Origin of the sequence: Bacillus sp. FSL R5-0431, assembly GCF_038002985.1 — a bacterium.
In the GTDB taxonomy this organism is placed as follows: domain Bacteria; phylum Bacillota; class Bacilli; order Bacillales; family Bacillaceae; genus Bacillus.
The window spans coordinates 1255724-1279083 of sequence record NZ_JBBOOG010000001.1; the positions used below are offsets into that span (position 1 = coordinate 1255724).

The window sequence follows — 23360 nt, forward strand, 5'->3', positions numbered from 1 at the left end:
TCAGATGAAAAGAAAAGCAGCGAAAAATGAAGCACTGACAAATAATATGACGCCGACAGAAAGCATGGCACATGATCAAGGACAAACCCAATTTGATGAACAATCAAGAGATCGTCAGGCAAACCGAAATTCTCACAAAGGGAAACAAGGAGGAGGATCTCATGACTAAAAAGCATGTGAAGAGCAAGGACATGAAAGACCATAAGAGGCCAATGGACCCAGATATCTTAGAAGAGGAATTTGGCAGTGAGCTTGGAGATATCAACAGCAGCAAATGGATTGATACTCTTGTAAAACCTAAGAAAGATGCTGAATGTCACAATGGACACATGGATGAAAAATAGAAAAAACGATCCTCGCGGGATCGTTTTTTATTTGATATAACTGCCTTGTCTGCCGGTGATTGTACGCAAAAGATTGTTCATTTTGAGCTCAATCACTGGCTGTGCAACGTTTTTAACAAAGGTGCTAGACAGGGTAAAGGTTAACAGAATGGTCAGCAGCAATAACATCAGTACACTTGCTGCATTCAGGGCCCAGTCGTCAAACCAAGTCGTTCTAAGCAGCTTGATCACAAAGCCATGTAGTAAATACACATATAACGTTCTTGTGCCCCATTTTGTAAAGAAGAAACGGCGTGTTGGCACTAATGCAAAGAAGCTGAATGTAGCGCCAAATGCAAGCAGGTACCATGCCATTCGTTTCATTGCCGCAATCAATCCCTCATCTCCAAGAGAAGCATATGACTGTGACCCAAATAAGAAGGAATAATCAAATTCATAGAAATAGCAAAACAGGAATACAGCCATTAATACAAGAAGTGCTGCCAGCTTTCCTTTGCTTGTACGGATGAATTCAAAATGCTGCTTTTTTAAATAGAAGCCAGCTAAAAACATCGGCAAAAAGACAAACGTACGCGATAAGCTGAGCGTATTGCTGATGCTGTCCACGTAACCGACAAGTAACGCAATCGACAAACTGACGATCATCGCCCAGTGAAACGGAAGTTTAGAAAAAGGAATGAGCAGCAAATTCCAAAAAAATAAACTAATTAAAAACCATAAAGACCATTGCGGATCAATTGGATTTAAATTGGCCATGCTTTGATCCTGCAAGAGATAATAGTAAACTGAATAGATCACCTGAAAAATTAAATATGGGATGATCAGCTTAACGGCGACTTTTTTCATAAAACCTGGCTTTCTAAAGCCTTTTGCAAAGAAGCCGGAAACCAAGATAAAGGCGGGCATATGAAAAGTATAAATAAACTTGTATAAATAGAGCATCCAATCATTATCATGAATGAATGATCGTAACAAATGACCAAAAACAACTAGAAAAATCAGAAGAAATTTCGCATTATCAAAATAACTATCTCGTGAAGATGCCATAACATCACCTTTCCTGCTTGATTTCAAACATAAATGTTCTATGTGCACTGTTCCCGTATTTGCCCCATTTTAAAATACATTTTGGCTCATTTCGCTATTTGATGTGAAATTGTAGAACGGTTGTAAAAGAAGCGTAAGAAAAGAGAATCGCAGTTCGATCCTGTCATCCAAATGAAATAAAAGAGACAGTCTTCGTGTAAAAAGTTTTTTTTTTATGAGTCGAATGAAGGAACAATGAAAATATTGTAGAAATATTGTAGAGGAATGAGGCTGGAAAAGGAGTGTAAGAGAATGACTGAAACGCTCGATGGCGCAGAAGATATCAGAAAATTAGAAAAAGAGAACGAATATTTGCGAACAGAGTTGATGCAGCAAAAGAGGCTGTTAAATAAGACGTTAGATGCCATTTTCATATTTGATCAGCACCTCAATATTATCCAAGCCAACGAAGCGACATGCAGGCTTGTACAGACATCGAAAGAAGACCTCCTCAATAAATCCGTTCTAGATTTCCTATACGGCATCCCGAAAGACAAAATTGAATGCTCCCTTGATTTATTTTTTCGAAAAGGAAAGTTAAGAAGAGAAATCTCCATTCAGCTTGAAAACGGGGAAACAAAATACATTGAATTTGTTGCAGAGAATGACGTCGTGAATCAGCAATATATCGTGGTCATGCGAGATATTTCCTCAAAGAAAATACTAGAACGAGAACGCTCCATGAATGAGCAGCTGTTCAAAGATTTGTTTGACCGAGCCATTGACGGGATGGTCATTTTTGATCAGGATGGCTGCATGATCGACGCCAATCACTCTTTTTGTCAGAGCTTTGAGCTGCAAAAGACCGATTTAACCGATCGTTATTTAAATGAATTTGTCGAAGATGAAAATCTTCCAGCCTTGCAGCACCTTTTAACGTCACTTAAAGAAACAGGGAAAGCCAAGGGAGAGCTTCCCGTTACCCTTCAATCTGGCCAGCAAAAATTATTCGAGCTCACGATTACATCAAATGTCATGAGCGGTTTTTATATGTCCATCATGCGGGATATTACAGAAAAAAGGTTAATGGAAGAAAAGCTGTTAAAAAGTGAGGAACGCTTTAGAGAAATTTTCGAAAATGCAATGGATGCGATCATCATATGGGCAGATGATGGAGAGATTGTGAGAGCAAATGAATCAGCCTGCCGAATTTTTGAATTGCCTATGCACTCACTGATTGGCAAGAAACTCACAGACTTTCTCGTGAAATCTGATCAGAGATATAGGCCGACTAGAAGACGTTATATTCGGAATCATGAAATAAGGGAAGAGCTGTTGTTCAGAATGGCAAATGGTCAGTTTAAAGAGCTCGAGTTTACATCAAAGCATGCGGTATTAGAAGGACAGCACTTAACCATTTTACGTAATGTGAGTGATCGAAAAAGAATGGAGGAGGAGCTGCGCGAAAGTGAGCTCAAATTCCGTAAAGTATTTAATGGATCAATGGACGGCATTGTTCTTTTTGATAACCAGTACCGCATTATCGAAGTCAATCCACCCGCAAGCGAGCTGCTCGGATTGAAAGACGATCATTTAACGGAAATGAACCTTTTCCATATCCTTGCGCCTTATCAAATTGAACATTTGGCACAGCCTGCTCAGGCGATGTCGTTAGATGAAATGGACAATGAAGTTCCGTTTGTGCTGAACCATCCAGATCAGCGTATATTGGAATTCTCTTTTAAACGCAACATTATTCATAATATGAATTTGGCGATCTTTAGAGATGTGACAGAGCGGAAGGAATTAGAAGAGCGGGTGAGAAAATCAGATACCCTTCATGTGGTGGGAGAGCTTGCTGCTGGAATTGCTCATGAAATTAGAAACCCGATGACAGCATTAAAAGGCTTCATACAGCTGTTAAAAGGGAATATAGAAGGAGAGTATTCGCTCTATTTCAATGTCATCACTTCAGAGCTGAAAAGAATTGAATCCATCATCACCGAATTTTTGATTTTAGCGAAACCGCAAGCCATTGTATATGAAGAAAAAAATGTGGTGCAAATTATGAAAGACACGATGGATCTTTTGCACGCACAGGCGAACCTCGGCAACGTTCAAATGCATCTCAATGTGTTGGATGAGATTCCGCTCATTTATTGTGAACAAAACCAATTAAAACAGGTCTTTATTAACATTTTGAAAAATGCAATTGAAGTCATGCCGAGAAAAGGAAATGTCTATGTGAGCATTCAGCGGAAGGGCGAAGAGCATATTGTCATTTCACTGCGGGATGAAGGCTGCGGAATGGCAGAGGACAAGCTCAAGCGTCTAGGGGAACCATTTTATACGACAAAAGAAAGAGGAACTGGACTTGGCTTAATGGTTAGTTATAAAATTATTGAAGAGCATCAAGGAACGATTGAGGTAGAAAGTGAGGAAGGGGTAGGAACCGTCTTCCATCTCACGCTTCCACTGAGGCAGAAGAAACAAGAAGGAGAGCACTAACGTGTATTATACCGTCTATCACGCACCAATTGGGGCATTATACATACTAGAAAAAGACGATGCCATCATCGAGGTGATGTTTGATGATGAGCCATTTTTAGTAAAAAAGCAGAAAGCCGATCTAAAAGAAGAAGAAACGCCTGTATTACAAGAAGCGAAAAAGCAGTTAGATGAATATTTCAAGGGAGAGCGCCAAGTATTCGATCTCCCGCTCAAGCAAAAGGGATCTCCGTTTCAAGAGCAGGTGTGGGAAGCACTTTCGACTATTCCATATGGTGAATCAAAAAGCTATGCAGACATTGCAGAAGCGATTGGTAATCCAAAAGCTGTAAGAGCGATTGGACAAGCGAACAGACGCAATGCATTACCTATTTTTATTCCCTGTCACAGAGTGATTGGAAAAGACCGCTCTCTGACGGGCTATGCAGGAACAAAAACAGACATGAAAGCGGTTCTGCTAGAATTAGAAGGTATCCCATTTGTTCAAAAATAAATCGATTGACCTGTTCCAAATGTTTGTCAAGCGACATATCCTTTTATTAAGCTAAAAAAGTTGGTTGAGGGAAAAAGGAGGGCGCTAGGGAATGTTTTGGGGCAAAAAGAATAAAATGTATGCCGTCACATCACTATGTGTCAAAATGAACGTTTTGACAGAAGAACAGAAAAAAGAAATCTTAGCAAAAACGAATGAAATAAAAAAGCGCGGTGCTCTTAAATAATAAGTACACGGCGCTTTTTTTATGATTAGAGTGAGGTGCTTTCAGCGAACAGAGCATCAATCTCTTCTGTATAGTTCGACGTGATAATCCCTTTCTCTGTAATAATACCTGAAATGAGATGGTGAGGAGTGACATCAAAGGCGGGATTGAATACCTGAACATCAGGCGGTGCAATTTGGACGCCGTTTAATTCCTTTACTTCCAGCGGATCACGCTCTTCAATTGGAATATCTGCCCCGTCTTGGGTTGATACATCAAAGGTGGAAAGCGGTGCAGCTATAAAAAACGGAATTTGAAAATGCTTAGCTAAAATGGCGAGACTTAACGTTCCAATCTTATTCGCCGTATCTCCATTACGGGCAATACGATCAGCTCCGACAATGACAGCAGAAATTTTCTTTTCTTTCATCGTATGGGCTGCCATGTTATCTGTGATGAGCGTCACATCTACGCCGCCTTGCATGAGCTCCCATGTTGTCAGCCTAGCCCCTTGAAGAACAGGGCGTGTTTCACAGGCATAAATATGAAGATCGAGATTTTTCTTTTTGGCTAAATAAAATGGAGCAAGGGCTGTTCCGTACCGGCTCGTGGCGACGGAGCCTGCATTGCAAATGGTCATAATACGATCACCCGATTTAAAGAGCTGGAGTGCATTTTGACCGATTTGTCTGCATGTTTCTTCATCTTCAATTTGAATTTGAATGGCTTCATGGACAAGGTCTGTTTTGGCTGCATTGACCGAAGCTGCACGCTCAATGCGCTGCAATAATCGCTCTAAAGCCCAGGCTAAATTCACAGCGGTTGGACGAGCACTGTTTAAATATTCTTTTATCTGAATGACTTCTTGTTTAAAAACATCAATTTCTTCTGTCTCAATATCTTGAGCACTGAGCGCCAGTCCAAAAGCTGCTGTAATGCCAATGGCAGGTGCTCCCCGCACTTTTAACGTGACAATGGCATCATACACGTCTTCTTTTGTATATAAATGCTCAAACTCAGTTTCGGCCGGTAATTTTTGCTGATTCAAAATGTTAATATGGTTTTCTTCCCATTCGACAGAACGGGGGACTTCAAATTCTTTAGACAAAACCCGTCACTCCTTTACAGATTGATGGAATAATGCGACGAGGTCAGACGCTGCTTCCACTGCATGATATTGTTTGATCATTGTTTTTCCGAGCGTTAGTGCTGCTTTTTTCTGCTGAATCCTTCTAGATGGTGATGGAATCGCATCGAGATCAGCGGCATGAGCAAGGCCGATTGTTCGGCGGACAAGCTCACAGCCCGCAAAGCCTGCCGCTTCTTTTAAAATACGGTCAAAGGTTGTTGCTAAAAAACTGTCAGATACACTAAACGCTTCAATGCTGTCTTCTTTCCAAGCTTTTGCGAACACTTCTTTGAAGGTCGCCCATACATTGATGACATGGTCAAAGAGGTACTGCTGATCGTGTTCATTCTCACGAGACAAAGCATTCAGGAACAGGTTAGCGATAAAGTGGCCAATATCGAATCCAAAGGGACCGTAAAAGGCGAATTCTGGATCAATGATTTTTGTTTCCGTCTCACTTGCAAAAATACTGCCTGTATGAAGATCTCCATGAACGAGTGTTTCAGCAGATGTCAGGAAAATACGCTTCAGTTCGGCTGCTTTGGCCTGCACTTCAAGATCTGCCCAAAGCGCTTCGGCAGCTTCTCTTAATTCTTCTTCGAAATCATTTGTGCCGCTATCAAAGAAAGGATCTGTGAAGACGAGCTTTTCGGTAATGTCACAAAGGTCCGGATTCGTAAATTGCTTCACAAATTGTTTTTTGATTTTAGGATTTGTGGCAAAGTCAGAAGTGTAAAAAAGTGTTTTTCCTAAAAATTCTCCGACATGATCGGATAAATGCGGATATTGTTTTCCGGCAATTAGCCCTTTTCTGACGATTTCCAGGTGTGATAGATCCTCCATTGCCGTCACAGCAAGAGCTGTATCTGAATAATAGACTGCAGGTACAAGGTGCGGCGTATATTCTGACTGCTTGATCAGGGCAGCACTTTCAATTCTCGCGCGGTCTAATGTAAGCGGCCAGCTCTCTCCGACCACCTTGGCATAGGGCAGAGCCTGCTTGATGATCAATCCTTTTTCTTGTTTGTGATCAAAAATATGAAAGACGTAATTTAAATTCCCGTCACCGATTTCCGTACATGTTAAATGACTGCTTTCTTGGATCAAGCCAAGTCTAATTGCGAGTGCAACTGCCGAGCTTTCTGTTAATTCTTCATATGATGCCGTAAGTGTAACCAATTGCTATCCCTCCAAATCATATAAAAAAGCCTCTTTCTCCTGAGAGAAAGAGGCTTGATGGCGTGTATGCTCAAAGCCTCTCTTATCTCTCAGCACATACGTCTGATGGAATTAGCACCGTGCCCTATAAGACAATTGTCTTGGCGCTTACTTGCTGCGCCCCACTTCACAGTGGTATTTACGGTCGGTTGCTGTTGGGGTCAAAAGGCCAAATCCCTCGCCCAACTCTCGATAAGAGAAATCAATATGTAATTGTTTCGTGCCTGTTTGCATTTCTTAATTCAAGATATTATCAGAGCTGCGCTTCACATGTCAATCTTTTTTCAAAATTGCTTTACAATTCATAAAACAATCCATTACAGTGTTTGTATTGTTACGTAACTTGAATAGAAGGTGAAGAAATGGAATTCCAGCAATCAGATGTATTGAAACAATTACCGAAACAATTTTTTGCGTCTCTTGTCCAAAAGGTGCAGAAAAAGGTGCAGGAAGGGGCAGATATCATTAATTTAGGGCAGGGAAATCCTGATCAGCCAACCCCTTCGCATATTGTAAAAGCCATGCAGGAAGCGGTATTAAAACCTGAAAATCATCAATACTCGTCATTCCGCGGAACAGCGAAATTAAAAAAGGCTGCCGCCGCCTTTTATGAAAGAGAATATGGTGTCACGCTTGATCCGATGAAGGAGATTGCGATTTTATTTGGCGGGAAAGCGGGACTTGTTGAGCTGCCGCAATGCCTGCTGAATCCTGGAGATACACTCCTTGTCCCAGACCCAGGTTATCCTGATTATTGGTCAGGTGCCGTGCTTGCTGGAGCTCAGATGGTGACGATGCCGCTTCTTGAACAAAATGATTTTTTACCTGACTATGATCGATTGCCTGAGAATGATAAGAAAAAAGCAAAGTTGATGTATTTAAATTATCCCAACAATCCGACAGGTGCCACGGCAAGTCGTGCGTTTTTTGAAGAAACCGTTACATTTGCGAGAGATCACAAACTCTGTGTTGTCCATGATTTTGCCTATGGCGGCATTGGGTTTGATGGGAAAAAGCCGATCAGCTTTTTGCAAACAGATGGAGCGAAAGAGACGGGTATTGAAATTTATACATTGTCTAAAACGTATAATATGGCCGGCTGGAGAGTAGGTTTTGCAGCAGGAAACCCGTCTGTTATTGAAGCGATTGAGCTTTATCAGGATCACCTGTTTGTTTCACTGTTTAAAGCAACTCAAGATGCAGCAGCGGAAGCCCTATTAAGTGACCAAACGTGCGTACAGGTGCAAAATGATCGATATGAAAATAGGCGAAATGTGTGGATCGCTGCCTGCAAGGAGATTGGCTGGGAGGTCACAGCACCAAAGGGGTCATTTTTTGCTTGGCTAAAGGTGCCAGAAGGATATACATCTGAATCTTTTTCTGACGTATTATTAGAGAAAGCACATGTTGTTGTGGCTCCGGGGAATGGGTTTGGTACTCACGGTGAAGGGTACGTGAGAGTTGGGCTTTTAACAAGTGAGGAGCGGTTACAAGAAGCCGCTCGGCGTATCGCTGCCTTGAATCTGTTTGAAAATAAGCCATTGACAACATAAAAAAATGGTGCGATAATTCAGACAATATTTAAGAAAATTGAATATTCTTATCAAGAGTAGGCAGAGGGACTAGCCCAATGAAGCCCGGCAACCGACTTCCATGAAGCACGGTGCTAATTCTTGCAGCAAGCGCTGAGAGATAAGATTCGGATGAATGACACGAAACAACCTCTTTAAGGCGCTGACAAAGCACTTGAAGAGGTTTTTTATTGACCATATGCATGACGCAATCGAAAGGGGATTCCTAGTGAGTGAATTACTGGCAACATACGTATTAACACATCGAGAGGATGAACAAGTGAACCGAAAAGCGGAGCAGATCGCACTTGGTTTAACAGTGGGATCATGGACAGATTTGCCGCAGCTCAAAAAGGAGCAGCTTCAAAAACATAAAGGACGGGTAGAAAAAGTATCAGAAAAGGTTGCTTCAGCCGAAAATGGCCTATATCAATCTGAGGTGATCATTGCTTATCCTGAGGCTAACTTTTCAGCTGATATACCGGCCGTTTTGACGACGATCTTTGGAAAGCTTTCATTTGATGGAAAAGTGAAGCTAGTCGACATACAATTCTCGGATAGATTTAAAAGAAGCCTGCCAGGACCGGTATTTGGAATTGATGGCATACGCAAAAAAGCAGGCGTGTTTGATCGTCCGTTGTTGATGAGTATTTTTAAAGGTGTCATTGGCCGTGATATGGCGGATTTAAAAGAGCAGCTCCGTTTACAAGCATTAGGCGGCGTTGACTTTATCAAAGACGATGAAATTTTATTTGAGAGCCCGCTAGCCCCTTTTGAAGAACGAATCAAAGAAGGAAAAAAGATATTAAAAGAAACATATGAAGAGACAGGGCACCGAACGTTATATGCCGTTAATTTAACAGGCAGAACCTTTGAACTGAAGGATCGAGCAAGAAAGGCAGCTGAACTCGGAGCGGATGCACTCTTATTCAATGTCTTTGCCTACGGACTAGATGTCATGCAAAGCTTAGCTGAGGATCCAGATATTCCATTGCCTATCATGGCCCATCCCGCAGTAAGCGGCGCTTTGACATCATCGCCTGAATATGGATTCTCGCATTCTCTTCTTTTAGGTAAATTAAATCGATATGCTGGCGCTGATTTGAGTCTTTTTCCCTCACCTTATGGGTCGGTTGCACTTCCGAAAAAAGATGCCTTTGGAATCTATGAAGCTTGTGTAAAAGAGGATTTGGTTCAAAAAACGTTCCCAGTCCCGTCAGCAGGCATTCATCCTGGAATGGTTCCAGTATTGATTAAAGATTTTGGACTCGATCATGTGATTAATGCTGGTGGAGGAATTCACGGACATCCGCGTGGAGCCATCGGTGGAGGGAAAGCATTTCGATCGATCATTGATGCGGTGATACATGGAGAGTCGATCCAAGAGAAGGCAGCTTCTTGCCAAGACTTAAAAGCAGCACTTGAACTATGGGGAAGGGTAGCAGAATAAATGAAAAAACCAATTGTATGTTGTGATTTTGATGGAACAATTACAAAAAATGATAATATCATTCGCATCATGAAACACTTTGCACCAAGTGAATGGACGGAGCTTAAGGATGATGTTCTCTCAAAGGAGATCACCATTCAAGAAGGCGTCGGGCAGATGTTTCAATTACTGACGAGTGATCAAAAAGAAGCCATTCAGTCGTTTATTTTAGAAGATACAGAGATTCGAGAAGGATTCAAGCAATTTGTTGATTATGTGAAAAAGGCTGATATCCCTTTCTATGTGCTAAGCGGCGGGATGGACTTTTTTGTCTATCCCATACTCGAGGGCATTGTGGGCCGAGACAATATTTATTGCAATCATGCCTCATTTGGGGAAGATCATATTCAGATTGAATGGCCGCATGCCTGCGATTCGAAATGTCAAAATGGCTGCGGATGCTGCAAGCCGTCAATCATTCGAGAGCTGACCCATGAGAATGACTTCATCATCATGATCGGAGATTCAGTCACCGATGTGGAAGCGGCAAAGCATGCGGATCTCACATTTGCGCGCGACTACTTGCTGAATGAATGTAAGGAGCTTGGGCTTGTATATCAAGAGTATGAAACATTTATTGATCTTAAAGCGCAATTTGATCAAATAAAGGAAGTGAAGGAATGGCAGACGCAAAGAGCAAGCGCTGGCAGGAGCTAGCAGACGTCAAACGTGAACTGGCACAAAGAGACTGGTTTTACGGAACAAGCGGCAATTTATCGATCAAGGTGTCGGATGATCCAATCACGTTTTTGGTGACGGCAAGCGGTAAAGATAAACGAAAAGAAACGGATGAGGATTTTGTTTTAGTAAATGCAGAAGGCCAGCCTGATGATCCGAACGAACGGCTTAGACCATCAGCTGAAACACTGCTTCACACATACGTGTATGAGCGGACGGAAGCAGGTTGCTGCCTCCATGTCCATACGATTGATAATAATGTGATGTCTGAGCTGTATGGGGATAAGGGCGAGGTTCGTTTGAAAGGAAACGAAATCATCAAGGCGCTTGGTTACTGGGAAGAGGATGCAGAAGTGTCGATACCGATTATTGAAAATCCAGCCCATATTCCGCATCTTGCAGCACAATTTGCAAAGCATCTCACTGAAGAGTCAGAATCAGGTGCGGTGCTCATTCGAAATCACGGCATCACTGTCTGGGGAAAAACAGCCTTTGAAGCAAAACGAGTATTGGAGGCGTATGAATTTTTATTTAGCTACCACTTAAAATTAACGCTTTATCAAAAGCAGCTTGTCAGATAAAAGGAGGAAAAGCACATGGCGACGATTTTGATTCATAACGAAGAGAACACATTACTTGAAAGCGAGCAAGAGGTAGCAGCATATTTAGAAAAGCAAGGGGTCATTTATGAACATTGGGATATTGCAAAGCTGCCAAACCGGTTATCAGAAAAGTATGATTTAACAGATGAGGAAAAGGAAGAGATTTTGACTGTTTTTCAAAAGGAAATCCAGCGTATATCTGAAAAACGAGGGTACAAAGCGCAGGATGTGATTTCATTATCTGACGCCACACCAAATCTAGATGAGTTGCTCCAAAATTTTAAGCGTGAGCATCATCATACAGATGACGAAGTACGTTTTATTGTAAGCGGGCATGGAATCTTTGCCATTCAGGGTAAGGATGGCGTCTTTTTTGATGTGAGACTGAATCCAGGCGATTTAATTTCTGTCCCGCCACATATTCGTCACTACTTTACACTTCAAGAGGATCGCAAAGTGGTCGCAGTTCGCATATTTGTCACAACTGAGGGCTGGGTGCCAATTTACGAGGAAGAAACGGTTTAATGACAGGAGCTGATCATTCCGCATGAGGCGGATGATCAGCTTTTTTTAGGAAAATAGGCATAAAATGAGAAAGAAAATAGTTGATTTTGATCTTCCGCATAGGATAAAATTCTGTTTAATCCATGTGTCAGTCCTGTCCAAATTTGAAGTTTACCCCCAAATTAGATTGGGTAAGAGGTCTTTAGGCTGTAAAAAATTAAATAAAATAAGCATATTTAATTTAATTTACAAATAAAGTATAATTTTGGTGTCGGATCATTTTGAGCATAGACAGTCGAATTCATTGCGGGAGCTGAGATCATGAATATTTATGTAAGGAAAGAACAATTGCTGATGTCCATTGATGAGAAGAGAAAACAGATGGTAGAAGCTGCTCAAGCGGAAGGCTACACTGGTGAGACGACAATTAAATATAGTCAAGAACTAGACAACCTGATGAATGAGTATCAGTATCTCCTTTTTCATGAGAAACAATCTGCCCCCTCCTTTCATGATCTTGTATCTCAAATGAGTCTTCTATCTGTGAACCGTCCTTCTTATTGACATGAAAAACCGGTCTTGCCTAAGCAAAACCGGCTGAATGTTTCAGCTATGCTGAGTGAGCAGAAGGAAGCATGATCATGACGGTTGTTCCTTTATTCACTTCGCTCTCGATATCAATTGTCCCGCCATACATCGAAATGATTCGTTTACACACGACAAGCCCAAGACCTGTCCCTTTTTCCTTCGACGTAATAAAAGGAAGGAAGATATGCTTTAACATTTCTTCTGGTATGCCTTCACCCGTATCTTTCACTTTAATGATGACATGTTCTTTTTCAGCCTCAATCAAAATCTTCAAATGACCGCCATTTGGCATCGCTTCTAACGAGTTCTTCGCTACATTTAATACGACTTGTTTAATGTGATCCTTTGTGCAATATACCCCAACATCCTGAATCGTATTAATTTGCAAATCAACCTCAACATTATAAAGGTTCGCCTCAGAGAAAACGATCGGCATGATCTCACTTACAATTTCTTTTACAGAGTTATTCTGCCATTTTTCTGCCGTTGGTTTCCCTAATACAAGAAACTCACTGACGATTTGGTTGATTCGTTTAATTTCTTCTTCAATGACAGAAAAATAGAGCTGATCTTCTTCTGAATGATACTTCTTTTGCAAAAGCTGTATAAATCCGCTGATCCCTGTTAATGGGTTGCGAATTTCGTGTGCCGTACTTGCTGCGAGGGTTCCGATTAATTCAAGCTTTTGCGCTTCATTTTGGTGACGCTCCTGCTGGGTTTGACGCCTTAAAATGATATATTGAACAAGTGTGAATAAAATATTTAATAAAATAAAAGCACTGGATAAAGGGATCAGCATAACAGACAGCACTTCACCTGTAGACGCGCGCTGCGGAAAGACCTCCAGCTTCCAGCTGTTTTCATCTAAATATGTAGACACGGTGCTGCCATTTTCTGATGCTGGCTGCGGACCACTTGTAAACACCACATGTCCATTTTGATTCAGCATCTTAAAATGAAGATCAGGGTTCAATACATTCATAATATTTCTTAAATAATCAATTTGAATGGCGGCAATTAGCACATTGGTGACTTCTTCGTTTTCATCCAGTACAGGCACACAAATGGAAAGAATCCGCTGTTTTGTAATTCGGCTCACATAGTTATCTGTGATCACCGTCTGCTTGGTCACTTGAATGCGCTTAAAGTAATCTCTAAATGACAGGTTGATTTTTTCCTTTAACGGGGTGGTGCTTACTGATACATTTCCTTTTTTGTCTAGGAGATACAGACCTGAAAAACGAGGTTCTTGTTTATAGATTTTCTCTAGGATGTTTTCTACTTTTTTCGTCTCAAGAGGCTGGTCAAATCCCATGGCAAGTGAAGTTAATCTCGCTTCTGTCTCGCTAATTAAATAATTCATTTGGTTTTTGTGAATATTTAACATAAGTGTAGCGGTTTGTTTGTTTTTTAAGTCGATTTTTTCCGTTTCTTTTTCGTAGATAAAATAACTAATGATTAGGGTTGGAATCATGACCAAAATAAGGTACAGCCTGATCTTCTTCCAAAACCCTTTCAGTATACTCATCATTCATCGCTCCAACGTATTACCTAATAGACTTATTATAGCATTGAACCTATCTTTATTACGATGACTTGTGTGATTTTTAAAAAATTAGGTGATTCGTTCTGGTCTCATTTTCATGCTAAAGATGGATCAAGATGTTGACATTTTACTTATTGTTTATTAATGTCACATTAGTGGGTTGCATTTCATAAAGGATGATAAAAAAATGGAAAATCATAATGTTGAGAAATCTTTGAAATTATTTATTGTATTATCACGTGCCTATCGCTCAATTAATCATCACATGAACAAACATATTGTGAAGCACGGGCTGAATCCGACTGAATTTGCAGTATTAGAATTACTGTATCATAAAGGGGATCAGCCGCTTCAGCAAATCGGTGATAAGATTTTACTTGCAAGCGGTAGCATCACGTATGTGGTCGATAAATTGGAGAAGAAAGAACTCCTCAGTCGTAGGGCCTGTGCAGAAGACCGCAGGGTGACATTTGCGCATATTACCAAGCAGGGACGAGCTTTGCTTGATGATATCTTCCCGGATCATGCGAAAGAAATTCATGAGATGATCAGTGTCCTGAGCGAAGAAGAGAAGGATGCCTGCATTGATATGCTCAAACATGTGGGACTGCGTGCAAAGCATTTATATGATCATACAGAATAAATAGAAAAGGAAGCCGAGGGCTCCCTTTTTTATTTCGCTTTTTTCTCAATCGGTAAAATGAGTACTTCTACGCGTCGGTTTTTACTTCTGCCTTCTGCTGTATCGTTTGAAGCAACCGGCTTGAATTCACCGAAACCTTTTGTACTAAAGTTCTCTTGGTCTAAATTGCTGTTCTCAAGAAGAATACTCAAAAAGTTTACAGCACGAATGGCACTTAAATACCAGTTGGATTCAAATTCTGAATTTCTGATCGGTACATTATCAGTATGTCCGCTAATGACGATGTCACGAGCGGGGTTTATGACAAGTAGTTTTGAGATTTCCTTTGCTAACGGGACATCTTGAGGGCGAATAACCGCCCGGCCAGAATCAAAGAAGATACTGTCTTCTATCGTAATGAGCAAACCTTCGTCCGTGAGCTTTGTTTCGAGCTTAGCTCCAAGTTTCTTATTGGCAATGAAGGAGTCCACTTGCTTTTTGACCTTTGTGAGAACGGCATGGTCTCGAGCTTTCGCTTTGGCTTCTTCATCTTCTTCGGCTGCTTTCTTGGTCTGGTTGCTATTTTCAGTTTCTTCAGTGCTTTGCATGCTGGTTTGATCCATGACACCAGTACCGCCCGTAAAGACGACATTAAAAGACTTTGCCATCTGTTCATATTTTGCCGCATCAATCGAACTAGATGCAAAAAGCACAATGAAGAGAGCGAGTAGAAGCGTCAGGAGATCGGCATAAGGGATCAGCCAAGATTCATCTACATGGTCATCGTGATCATGTTTTTTACGTTTCCTAGCCATTTTGTTTTTCTCCTTCTTCAATGACAAGATTTGCACGTTCTTTCGCTGGTAAGTACATGAGAAGTTTTTGTTCAATCACTTTTGGAGATTGACCTTCAAGAACAGAAAGGATCCCTTCGATCATAATCAGACGAAGCTTTACTTCTTCCTTTGATTTACGCTTCAGCTTGTTGGCAAATGGATGCCATAACACATACCCGGTAAAAATCCCAAGCAGTGTGGCAACGAAGGCTGCACTGATTGCATGTCCAAGTGCTTCAATATCTCCCATGTTTGCAAGTGCGGCAATAAGTCCGACAACGGCGCCAAGTACACCAAGCGTCGGAGCGTATGTACCTGCTTGTGTAAAGATTAATGCGCCTGACTGATGTCTTTCAGACATGGCGTCAACCTCTTCTGTTAAGACGTCGCGAATAAATTCTGCACTTTGACCGTCAACGGCCATGCTTAAGCCGTTCTTAAGGAAATCGTCATCTACTTCCTCAATGCTAGCTTCTAATGCCAAAAGACCTTCACGACGCGCAATTTGTGCCCAGTTTGAAAAAAGAGGGATCATTTCTTGAATCGTTGGAAGCTGGTTGTCTTTGAAAATTTTGCCGAACAATTTTGGTGTTTTCTTAATTTCACTAGATGGGAATGCGATGACAACAGCTGCAATCGTCCCAACCACAATGATCAATATAGCCGCTGGGTTGATAAGAGCGGTTAGACTCACACCTTTCAAAACCATACCGACACTCAGTGCAATAAATGCTAAAATAATACCTATTAACGATGTTTTGTCCATTATCTCACCAAATCCTTTAACTATCTTTTTCTATAGTTAATATCGGTGTCTTCTAGAAGGGTTTTAGTCAGAATATAAAATTAAGGCAGTTTCTGTGAAGAAATTTTGACGAAAGCGCTTTCTATTACCTTAAAAAAGAAACTCCCTCTGATATAAAGGGAGTTTCTTTTTAATTTCTTTGAGCAGTTTCATCTAAAAGCAGCTCTTTTAATTTTTCTTCATACATGATTTTGACAAGATCATAGCTCCAATTCATCATGTGATCCACCTCTTTTTCTTTTATCGTAAAGGAAAAGAGGCGGAGGGGGCGTCGGCGTGCGGATGGAACTTAGACACCGCAACATGATGGAGCTGTAGATCCTTCTTAGGATGTACTTATCCTTTTTTTACTACAATTTCGTCATCTTCAACATCTACAGTAAATCCTGAAAGCTTTTCTTCTTCAAGCAATATTTCCGTCATTTGATCTTCAACATGCTCTTGAATGGTTCTTCGCAGTGGACGAGCACCAAATGCAGGATGATATCCAAGTTCTGCAATTTTTTCTTTCGCTTCTTTTGTCACATGGACTGTTAAATGTTGCTCTTTTAATTGCTCTGACAGCTCATTGAGCAGAAGATCCACAATCTTCACTAAATCATCTCTATCTAATGAGTCAAACTGAATGATGCTGTCAAAACGGTTCAAGAATTCTGGCTTGAAATAGGCGCTGAGTGAATCAATGAGTGATTGTTCCTCAATCGCTTCTTCCTGATCAGACTGGAAGCCGACTTTGACCGTTTTATCTGTGCTGCCTGCGTTACTTGTCATGATGATGACCGTATCTTTAAAGCTGACGGTTCTGCCTTGGCTGTCTGTTAACCGGCCATCTTCCATGATTTGAAGGAACATATGCTGCACATCAGGATGTGCTTTTTCGATTTCATCCAGCAAAATGATGCTGTATGGTTTTCTGCGCACTTTTTCCGTCAGCTGACCCGCTTCATCATGTCCAACATAACCAGGAGGAGAACCAATGAGCTTGGATACTGAGTGTTTCTCCATGTACTCACTCATATCTAAACGGATGATCGCATCTCTTGAACCGAATAATTCTTCAGCTAGCGTTTTTGACAATTCGGTTTTCCCGACACCTGTTGGTCCAACGAATAGGAAGGAGCCTGTTGGTCTATGTTTCGATTTTAAGCCGGCTCTGCTTCTTTTCACAGCTTTCGCCACTTTTTCAACCGCATGTTCCTGACCAATCACCCGTGCTTTTAAGCGGACGTCAATTTCTTTCATTTTGGTTTGTTCGTCTGCTTGCAGTTTGCCGACAGGGATGCCTGTTTTTTGTTCCACAATGGCTTGAATGGCTTCTGCTGTGACGACATGTTCTTTGTCATTTGTTTTGTTTTGAAGTCTTGCTTCAATGGCTTCTTCTTCATCTCGAAGCTTCGCTGCTTTTTCGTATTGTTCTTCTTTTAAAGCAGCTTGTTTTTCAGCAGCGATTTCTGTCAGACGATTCGTTAGTTCATCTTCACTTGCTGCATCAATGGAGAGGTTCGCTTTTGAACCTGCTTCATCCATTAAATCAATGGCTTTATCCGGCAAATGACGGTCTTGAATATACCGGGAAGATAATTGAACACACGCTTGAATAGCTTCGTCTGAATAAGTGACGCCATGATAACTTTCGTACTTATCTTGAATGCCTTTTAAAATCTCGATCGCTTCATCTTGTGTTGGTTCATCTACAATGACGGGCTGGAAGCGTCGTTCAAGGGCGGCATCTTTTTCAATTTGACGATATTCTTTTAATGTCGTCGCACCTACTAGCTGAAGCTCGCCTCGTGCAAGGGCTGGTTTTAAGATGTTTCCAGCATCCATTGACCCTTCGGCAGATCCTGCGCCTACAAGAAGATGGATTTCATCTACAAATAAGATAATATTTTTACGGCTTTGCAGCTCTTTAATTAACTGCTTCATTCTTTCCTCAAATTGACCACGTATCCCTGTATTCGCTACAAGGGAGGAGACATCTAATAAATAGATTTGTTTGTTCTTTAATTTATTTGGTACATCGCCACTTGCAATTTTCAGTGCGAGTCCTTCAGCGATCGCTGTTTTCCCAACACCTGGTTCACCAATCAGAACAGGGTTATTTTTATTTCTTCTATTTAAAATTTCAATGACTCTTGCGACTTCTTCATCACGGCCGATGACTGGATCAATTAAACCAGCATTTGCGCCATCTGTTAAATTCCGGCCAAGTTCATCGAGTAAGCCTTTTTGCTTTGGCTGCTCTCCGCTTTGTGCATGTCCTGCTTGCTCAGAGAAGAATGAGCTTCCCCCGAACAATTGAGGTCCCATTTTCATTTTTGATTGCTCCATCAAAGAGGTGTAGCAGTCTTCACATAAAACCATTTGGCTCCGGGACGAATTCACTTGCATATTCAGGCGAATAGTTGCTTCATTTACTTGACAATGTTGACAACGCATTTGCCATAACCTCCTTAAAATAAAGTTTGACTTTATTTGACCAATGAATGTTAAAGAAAATGGTCTGTTGTTTGACCATCTTTGACTATAGTATACTCTGACCTATTTTGACTTTCAACTGTTTTGCTCAAAGGCAGTTGAAAATCCTTTTTTGCATTTAATCATGGTTTGTCCTTCTTTTCAAGGAACTCGTCTCATAGGATAAAAAAAGACAATCGAAAGTGATGGGTGCGGAGGGGTCACATGAAACGTTCAAATGAATCCGCTTTTCAGCTTGCCTTTTTATATGTAGGAACAGTGGTTGGAGCTGGGTTTGCGACAGGAAAAGAAATCGTAGAATTTTTTGTTCGTTTTGGCTGGATTGGACTATTCGGAATCTTGATTAGCGGCGCTATTTTTACTGGACTTGGTGCAAAAATGATGCTCATTTCTAAACGAATTGAAGCAGAGTCTTATCAAGATATGAACCGGTTTCTATTTGGCGCAGCTGCAAGCAGGTATATTAATGTCGTCATGTTTTTTATTTTACTAGGCGTCACTTCAGTGATGATTTCTGGCGCAGGGGCTATTTTTGAAGAGCAACTTGGCATATCAAAGGAATATGGAATCTTTTTGACGATCATTCTGAGCGTCATTGTGCTTTTGAAAGGTTCAAAAGGATTATTTGGTGTCAATGTTCTCGTCGTCCCAATGCTTATTTTCTTTTCATTGATCGTATTTCTTGATTCTTTCGTTTTTAGCATTAGTGAAAGTTATGTTCTTGCGCTTCAAATGGGTGAGGGAGAGTGGATTTTATCAGCTATCTCATACGGTGCTTTTAATTTAGCACTTTCTCAAGCAGTGTTAGTGCCCGTCGCAAATGAAATGACCTCTGAAGCGGTGATTAAAAAGGGAGCTGTGCTTGGGGGCGTCATGCTGACCCTTATTTTACTGGCATGCTTTTTATCTCTTTCTTCATTAAATATGCTGGAGGCGTTTGATATTCCAATGGCTCAGGTAGTGTATCAAGTAGCAAACTCCATTCACCTCATTTATTTATTTGTGATCTTCGGCGAAGTCTTTACATCCGTCATAGGCAATTTATATGGTCTCGAGAGACAAGTGAGGGCGTATATTCGGATGAACAGTGTCTTGACAATATCCCTTATTCTCTTATGCTGCTATGTGATTAGTAAAATCGGTTACGGTACATTGATATCAACGGTTTATCCTATTTTTGGCTATGTGAGCATCTTTTTTATCCTCTTTCTTTGTCTAAAAAAAGTGCCTGCATCTCTTGATAAGTAAAGAAGGGATAGCCTGCATGAAAAATATGTGGTACACTATCCTCTGTGAAAATTGAACAAAAATCCGTGTAAAACGGGAGAGGTTCTAGCAAAACCCTCTATAAAAAACTAAGGACTTGCCGTATCCTTGGATGTGGCATTTTTTATTTTTTATGGCTGGGACACCTCATACACATGTAAAGGTGTCTTTTCTTTTGAGAAAAATAGGGGTTTTCAAGAGCCTTTCAGATGCAGCTTTGTACGATTGTATAGATCTGCAAAAGGAGGAGAACAGAAAATGAAAAATGAAAAAGCAGTCGTTGTCTTTAGCGGGGGACAAGACAGTACGACATGTTTATTATGGGCACTTCAACAATTCGAAGAGGTAGAAACCGTGACCTTTCATTATAATCAGCGTCATCAAGAAGAAATTGATGTCGCCAAAAGAATTGCTGACAAGTTAGGTGTGAAGAATCATCTATTAGATATGTCTCTTTTGAATCAGCTTGCACCAAATGCTTTAACAAGAGATGACATTGACATTGAGGAAAAAGAAGGAGAGCTGCCTTCCACATTTGTACCAGGACGAAACTTAGTGTTCTTATCCTTCGCTTCTATTCTTGCGTATCAAATCGGAGCAAGACATATTATCACAGGTGTATGTGAAACAGACTTTAGCGGTTATCCAGATTGCCGTGACGAGTTTGTAAAGTCTTGTAATGTCACAGTGAATTTGGCGATGGAAAAACCATTTGTGATCCATACACCACTCATGTGGCTCAATAAAGCAGAAACATGGAAGCTTGCGGATGAGCTGAATGCGCTGGATTTTGTAAAAAATGAAACGCTCACTTGCTATAATGGCATCATTTCTGATGGCTGCGGGGAATGTCCTGCGTGTAAGCTTCGGAAAAATGGCTTTGACACTTATATGGAAATGAAGGAGGCAAAATAAATGCTTTCTCAAATCTATCCACAAACGAATCATCCATACTCATTTGAATTGAACAAAGATATGCATGTATCGGCTGCCCATTTCATCCCAAGAGAAGATGCAGGTGCTTGCAGCCGCGTACATGGTCATACGTACACCATCAATATAACCATTGCGGGAGACGAGCTAGATGAATCGGGTTTCCTTGTCAATTTCAGTACATTGAAGAAGCTCATTCATGGTCAGTACGATCACACACTGCTTAATGATCATGAAGAGTTCTCGTCAACCGATCCATACGCGATGCCAACCACTGAGGTGGTGGCAAAGACCGTACATGACAAAGTCGCAGCGTATTTATCAACTTTATCGAACAAGCCGACATGTGTTCAGGTCTTTGTCAGAGAAACACCAACAAGCTACTGCATTTACCGGCCGAAACGAGTTGAAAACAATGGCTAAAGCGATTCCTGTATTAGAAATCTTTGGTCCGACCATTCAAGGAGAAGGGATGGTCATTGGACAAAAAACCATGTTTGTCAGAACAGCTGGCTGTGATTACTCTTGCAGCTGGTGTGATTCCGCCTTTACATGGGATGGCTCAGCGAAGCATGACATTCAGTGGCTTCACGCAGAAGACATTGTCAAAGAATTAAAAAGAATAGGCGGACAGGCTTTTTCTCATGTCACCATTTCAGGAGGAAACCCTGCGCTTTTAAAACAAATGGAATCACTCATTGATTTGCTGCACGAAGAAGGAATTGATACAGCGCTTGAAACACAAGGGACGATGTATCAGGACTGGTTTTTGAAAATCGATGATTTAACCATTTCTCCTAAGCCGCCAAGCTCGAATATGAAAACAGATTTTACGAAACTAACACGTATCATAGATGAGCTGAAAAACGGAAATAGGTTGCAGCATGCTAGCCTGAAGGTCGTGATTTTTGACGATCGTGATCTAGCGTATGCGAAGGATGTTCATGCGAAATACCCTGAGCTTCCGTTTTATTTGCAGGTAGGAAATGATGACACGACGACAGGTGATGATGCGTACTTATTGACGCATTTATTAAAGAAATATGAAGCGCTTGTCGATCAAGTCGCGCAAGATCCAGACTTAAACCGCGTAAGAGTGCTGCCGCAGCTGCACACGTTATTGTGGGGAAATAAACGAGGCGTATAGAAAGGAAGAGATGACATGACGACAAGAAAACCAGAAGAATTAGAAGGTGTCACGTTACTAGGAAACCAAGGAACCAATTATTTGTTTGATTATGCACCACAAGTGCTTGAAACGTTTCCAAATAAACATACAAATAGAGATTACTTTGTGAAATTCAACTGCCCAGAATTTACATCACTATGTCCGCAAACAGGACAGCCGGATTTTGCGACAGTTTATATCAGCTATATCCCAAATGAAATCATGGTCGAAAGTAAATCGCTAAAATTATATTTGTTTAGCTTCCGTAACCATGGTGACTTCCATGAGGACTGTATGAACATTATTATGAACGACCTGATTGAATTGATGGACCCAAGGTATATTGAAGTTTGGGGCAAATTTACGCCAAGAGGCGGTATTTCCATTGACCCGTATACGAACTACGGAAAACCCGGCACGAAATATGAGGAAATGGCAGAATACCGTATGATGAACCATGATATGTATCCGGAGACGATTGATAATCGGTAATTATTCCGCTGTGTGAGACGGAGTGTGAAACGAATTGGTGTCACAGTAAAAGTGGAAAAAGTCACACCTGAAAATACTCATGGGAATTGTATGATAAAGTGTGACCTGAGGTGCAACCTGAACTGTGACTTTTATGCAGTGAAAAATTGATAGTTCAGAAGCAGATTAAGGCGTACAATTTGTACGTCTTTTTTTATCCGAAAGAAAAAATGCTTATCTAGAGATCAGAGGCATTAAATATTGTTATCATATCTTCACTCATTTTTTGGCTAAGTTTCTAAACCTTCTCTAACATTTGAAACAGCTCTTTTTTGAAGTTCTCCTGAATATAGTCCATGACACTTCTGATTAGAACTTCACTTTCAAAATTGACTATCTCATTTATTTCTGACTGTTCTTCATCTGTTAGGTGATGGTATTGATGTTGTTTAGCATTTACTTTAGCAGCTACTTCAATCCTAACTTTAGTTGTTCTGGTTGTACAATTTCATATTCACCTTCTGCATATTCTTGCTCCGCATAATGCACTCCCCATTGACAGAGCTCCTGCAAGATAGGTTTAAGAGATTCTCCAAGTTCAGTGGATGAATATTCAACCTTCGGCGGTACTTGATTATACATCTTTCTGGTCACAAGTCCACTGGCTTCAAGCTCTCTAAGTGTTTGAATCAGCATTTTCTGAGTGATATTTGGGATAATACGCTTTAATTCACTCGTTCTCTTTGGTCCATTCATTAAAAAGTATAATACAAGCCCTTTCCATTTTCCGCCAATCACTTCCTTAGTCACTTCAAACCCACAGCTGAATTTTTTCATGTCTAAAGCTCTCCATTCCACATTTATTACTTTTTAGTTACTA

25 protein-coding genes and 3 riboswitches are annotated in these 23360 nt (G+C 40.9%); of the genes, 17 read left to right on the plus strand and 8 right to left on the minus strand.

Translation table 11 applies throughout. The features are described 5' to 3' along the window. The first annotated feature begins 4 nt into the window (after window positions 1–4). Window positions 5–169, plus strand: a complete 165-nt coding sequence (locus MKZ03_RS06220) for a hypothetical protein (protein ID WP_088004399.1) — start codon at window positions 5–7, stop codon at window positions 167–169. Further along, window positions 162–344, plus strand: a complete 183-nt coding sequence (locus tag MKZ03_RS06225; protein WP_034662925.1) for a hypothetical protein — start codon at window positions 162–164, stop codon at window positions 342–344. Before MKZ03_RS06220 ends, MKZ03_RS06225 begins: the two co-directional genes overlap by 8 nt. Window positions 345–371: 27 nt before the next feature. Here the strand turns inward: MKZ03_RS06225 and MKZ03_RS06230 are convergent, their stop codons facing one another. Then, window positions 372–1391: an acyltransferase family protein gene (locus MKZ03_RS06230; RefSeq protein ID WP_307499522.1), complete on the minus strand. Its 1020-nt coding sequence runs from the start codon at window positions 1389–1391 to the stop codon at window positions 372–374. Window positions 1392–1682: 291 nt separating this feature from the next. Here MKZ03_RS06230 and MKZ03_RS06235 point away from each other — a divergent pair, with 291 nt between their 5' ends. From MKZ03_RS06235 to MKZ03_RS06245, 3 genes are all read left to right on the plus strand, one after another. Continuing rightward, window positions 1683–3878, plus strand: coding sequence for a PAS domain S-box protein (locus MKZ03_RS06235; RefSeq protein ID WP_334748782.1), 2196 nt, complete (start codon window positions 1683–1685; stop codon window positions 3876–3878). A gap of 1 nt (window position 3879) precedes the next feature. Continuing rightward, window positions 3880–4371, plus strand: a complete 492-nt coding sequence (locus MKZ03_RS06240) for a methylated-DNA--[protein]-cysteine S-methyltransferase (protein ID WP_066030983.1) — start codon at window positions 3880–3882, stop codon at window positions 4369–4371. A 91-nt stretch (window positions 4372–4462) separates the two neighbouring features. Then, complete coding sequence (locus MKZ03_RS06245) at window positions 4463–4597, plus strand: hypothetical protein (protein WP_262417168.1); 135 nt, start codon at window positions 4463–4465, stop codon at window positions 4595–4597. 25 nt (window positions 4598–4622) lie between these two features. Here MKZ03_RS06245 and mtnA read toward each other — a convergent pair whose 3' ends face one another. After that, a complete protein-coding gene (mtnA, locus tag MKZ03_RS06250; RefSeq protein WP_341031301.1) occupies window positions 4623–5684 on the minus strand; it encodes an S-methyl-5-thioribose-1-phosphate isomerase in 1062 nt (353 codons plus the stop codon). 6 nt (window positions 5685–5690) lie between these two features. Beyond that, window positions 5691–6884 carry an S-methyl-5-thioribose kinase gene (mtnK, locus tag MKZ03_RS06255; RefSeq protein WP_341031303.1) on the minus strand — a complete coding sequence of 398 codons (1194 nt, stop codon included), beginning with the start codon at window positions 6882–6884 and terminating at the stop codon, window positions 5691–5693. 79 nt (window positions 6885–6963) lie between these two features. After that, window positions 6964–7122, minus strand: a riboswitch (SAM riboswitch). Window positions 7123–7285: 163 nt separating this feature from the next. Here mtnK and MKZ03_RS06260 point away from each other — a divergent pair. From MKZ03_RS06260 to MKZ03_RS06285, 6 genes are all read left to right on the plus strand, one after another. Further along, complete coding sequence (locus tag MKZ03_RS06260) at window positions 7286–8476, plus strand: pyridoxal phosphate-dependent aminotransferase (RefSeq protein ID WP_340972510.1); 1191 nt, start codon at window positions 7286–7288, stop codon at window positions 8474–8476. Window positions 8477–8520: 44 nt separating this feature from the next. Beyond that, window positions 8521–8622: riboswitch (SAM riboswitch) on the plus strand. 101 nt (window positions 8623–8723) lie between these two features. Beyond that, on the plus strand, window positions 8724–9944 hold the full coding sequence (gene mtnW / locus MKZ03_RS06265) for a 2,3-diketo-5-methylthiopentyl-1-phosphate enolase (RefSeq protein WP_341031306.1): 1221 nt from the start codon (window positions 8724–8726) through the stop codon (window positions 9942–9944). Next, window positions 9945–10640: a 2-hydroxy-3-keto-5-methylthiopentenyl-1-phosphate phosphatase gene (locus MKZ03_RS06270; protein WP_340972516.1), complete on the plus strand. Its 696-nt coding sequence runs from the start codon at window positions 9945–9947 to the stop codon at window positions 10638–10640. After that, a complete protein-coding gene (locus tag MKZ03_RS06275; RefSeq protein WP_340972519.1) occupies window positions 10604–11242 on the plus strand; it encodes a methylthioribulose 1-phosphate dehydratase in 639 nt (212 codons plus the stop codon). The genes MKZ03_RS06270 and MKZ03_RS06275 overlap by 37 nt, the downstream gene beginning before the upstream one ends. Window positions 11243–11257: 15 nt before the next feature. Then, window positions 11258–11788, plus strand: coding sequence for a 1,2-dihydroxy-3-keto-5-methylthiopentene dioxygenase (locus tag MKZ03_RS06280; RefSeq protein ID WP_307499530.1), 531 nt, complete (start codon window positions 11258–11260; stop codon window positions 11786–11788). Window positions 11789–12088: 300 nt separating this feature from the next. Further along, on the plus strand, window positions 12089–12331 hold the full coding sequence (locus MKZ03_RS06285) for an aspartyl-phosphate phosphatase Spo0E family protein (RefSeq protein WP_034662891.1): 243 nt from the start codon (window positions 12089–12091) through the stop codon (window positions 12329–12331). A gap of 46 nt (window positions 12332–12377) precedes the next feature. Here the strand turns inward: MKZ03_RS06285 and MKZ03_RS06290 are convergent, their stop codons facing one another. Further along, window positions 12378–13883, minus strand: coding sequence for an ATP-binding protein (locus MKZ03_RS06290; RefSeq protein WP_034662888.1), 1506 nt, complete (start codon window positions 13881–13883; stop codon window positions 12378–12380). 205 nt (window positions 13884–14088) lie between these two features. Here MKZ03_RS06290 and MKZ03_RS06295 point away from each other — a divergent pair, with 205 nt between their 5' ends. Continuing rightward, a complete protein-coding gene (locus tag MKZ03_RS06295; protein WP_034662884.1) occupies window positions 14089–14544 on the plus strand; it encodes a MarR family winged helix-turn-helix transcriptional regulator in 456 nt (151 codons plus the stop codon). Between the two features lie 29 nt (window positions 14545–14573). On the opposite strand, the gene motB is transcribed toward MKZ03_RS06295, so the two are convergent. The 3 genes from motB to MKZ03_RS06310 all read right to left on the minus strand — a co-directional run bounded on the left by motB (window position 14574) and on the right by MKZ03_RS06310 (window position 18603). Further along, window positions 14574–15338 carry a flagellar motor protein MotB gene (motB, locus tag MKZ03_RS06300; RefSeq protein ID WP_060596120.1) on the minus strand — a complete coding sequence of 255 codons (765 nt, stop codon included), beginning with the start codon at window positions 15336–15338 and terminating at the stop codon, window positions 14574–14576. Then, window positions 15331–16125, minus strand: a complete 795-nt coding sequence (motA, locus tag MKZ03_RS06305) for a flagellar motor stator protein MotA (protein ID WP_034662877.1) — start codon at window positions 16123–16125, stop codon at window positions 15331–15333. Before motA ends, motB begins: the two co-directional genes overlap by 8 nt. Window positions 16126–16500: 375 nt before the next feature. Beyond that, on the minus strand, window positions 16501–18603 hold the full coding sequence (locus tag MKZ03_RS06310) for an ATP-dependent Clp protease ATP-binding subunit (protein WP_095285069.1): 2103 nt from the start codon (window positions 18601–18603) through the stop codon (window positions 16501–16503). A 243-nt stretch (window positions 18604–18846) separates the two neighbouring features. Between MKZ03_RS06310 and MKZ03_RS06315 the strand changes: the two genes are divergently transcribed. The 5 genes from MKZ03_RS06315 (at window position 18847) to queF (ending at window position 22501) form a co-directional block, all read left to right on the plus strand. Next, window positions 18847–19890, plus strand: a complete 1044-nt coding sequence (locus MKZ03_RS06315) for a YkvI family membrane protein (protein WP_341031310.1) — start codon at window positions 18847–18849, stop codon at window positions 19888–19890. Window positions 19891–19962: 72 nt separating this feature from the next. After that, window positions 19963–20007, plus strand: a riboswitch (PreQ1 riboswitch). A gap of 159 nt (window positions 20008–20166) precedes the next feature. Beyond that, window positions 20167–20823: a 7-cyano-7-deazaguanine synthase QueC gene (gene queC / locus MKZ03_RS06320; protein ID WP_307499531.1), complete on the plus strand. Its 657-nt coding sequence runs from the start codon at window positions 20167–20169 to the stop codon at window positions 20821–20823. Then, window positions 20824–21264, plus strand: a complete 441-nt coding sequence (gene queD / locus MKZ03_RS06325) for a 6-carboxytetrahydropterin synthase QueD (RefSeq protein ID WP_334748798.1) — start codon at window positions 20824–20826, stop codon at window positions 21262–21264. Then, entirely contained in the window at window positions 21257–21988 is a 732-nt protein-coding gene (queE, locus tag MKZ03_RS06330; RefSeq protein WP_334748799.1) for a 7-carboxy-7-deazaguanine synthase QueE, read from the plus strand. Before queD ends, queE begins: the two co-directional genes overlap by 8 nt. 15 nt (window positions 21989–22003) lie before the next feature. Then, complete coding sequence (queF, locus tag MKZ03_RS06335; RefSeq protein ID WP_024426839.1) at window positions 22004–22501, plus strand: preQ(1) synthase; 498 nt, start codon at window positions 22004–22006, stop codon at window positions 22499–22501. 447 nt (window positions 22502–22948) lie between these two features. On the opposite strand, the gene MKZ03_RS06340 is transcribed toward queF, so the two are convergent. Then, window positions 22949–23317, minus strand: a complete 369-nt coding sequence (locus MKZ03_RS06340; protein WP_144524762.1) for a winged helix-turn-helix transcriptional regulator — start codon at window positions 23315–23317, stop codon at window positions 22949–22951. Window positions 23318–23360: the final 43 nt, after the last annotated feature.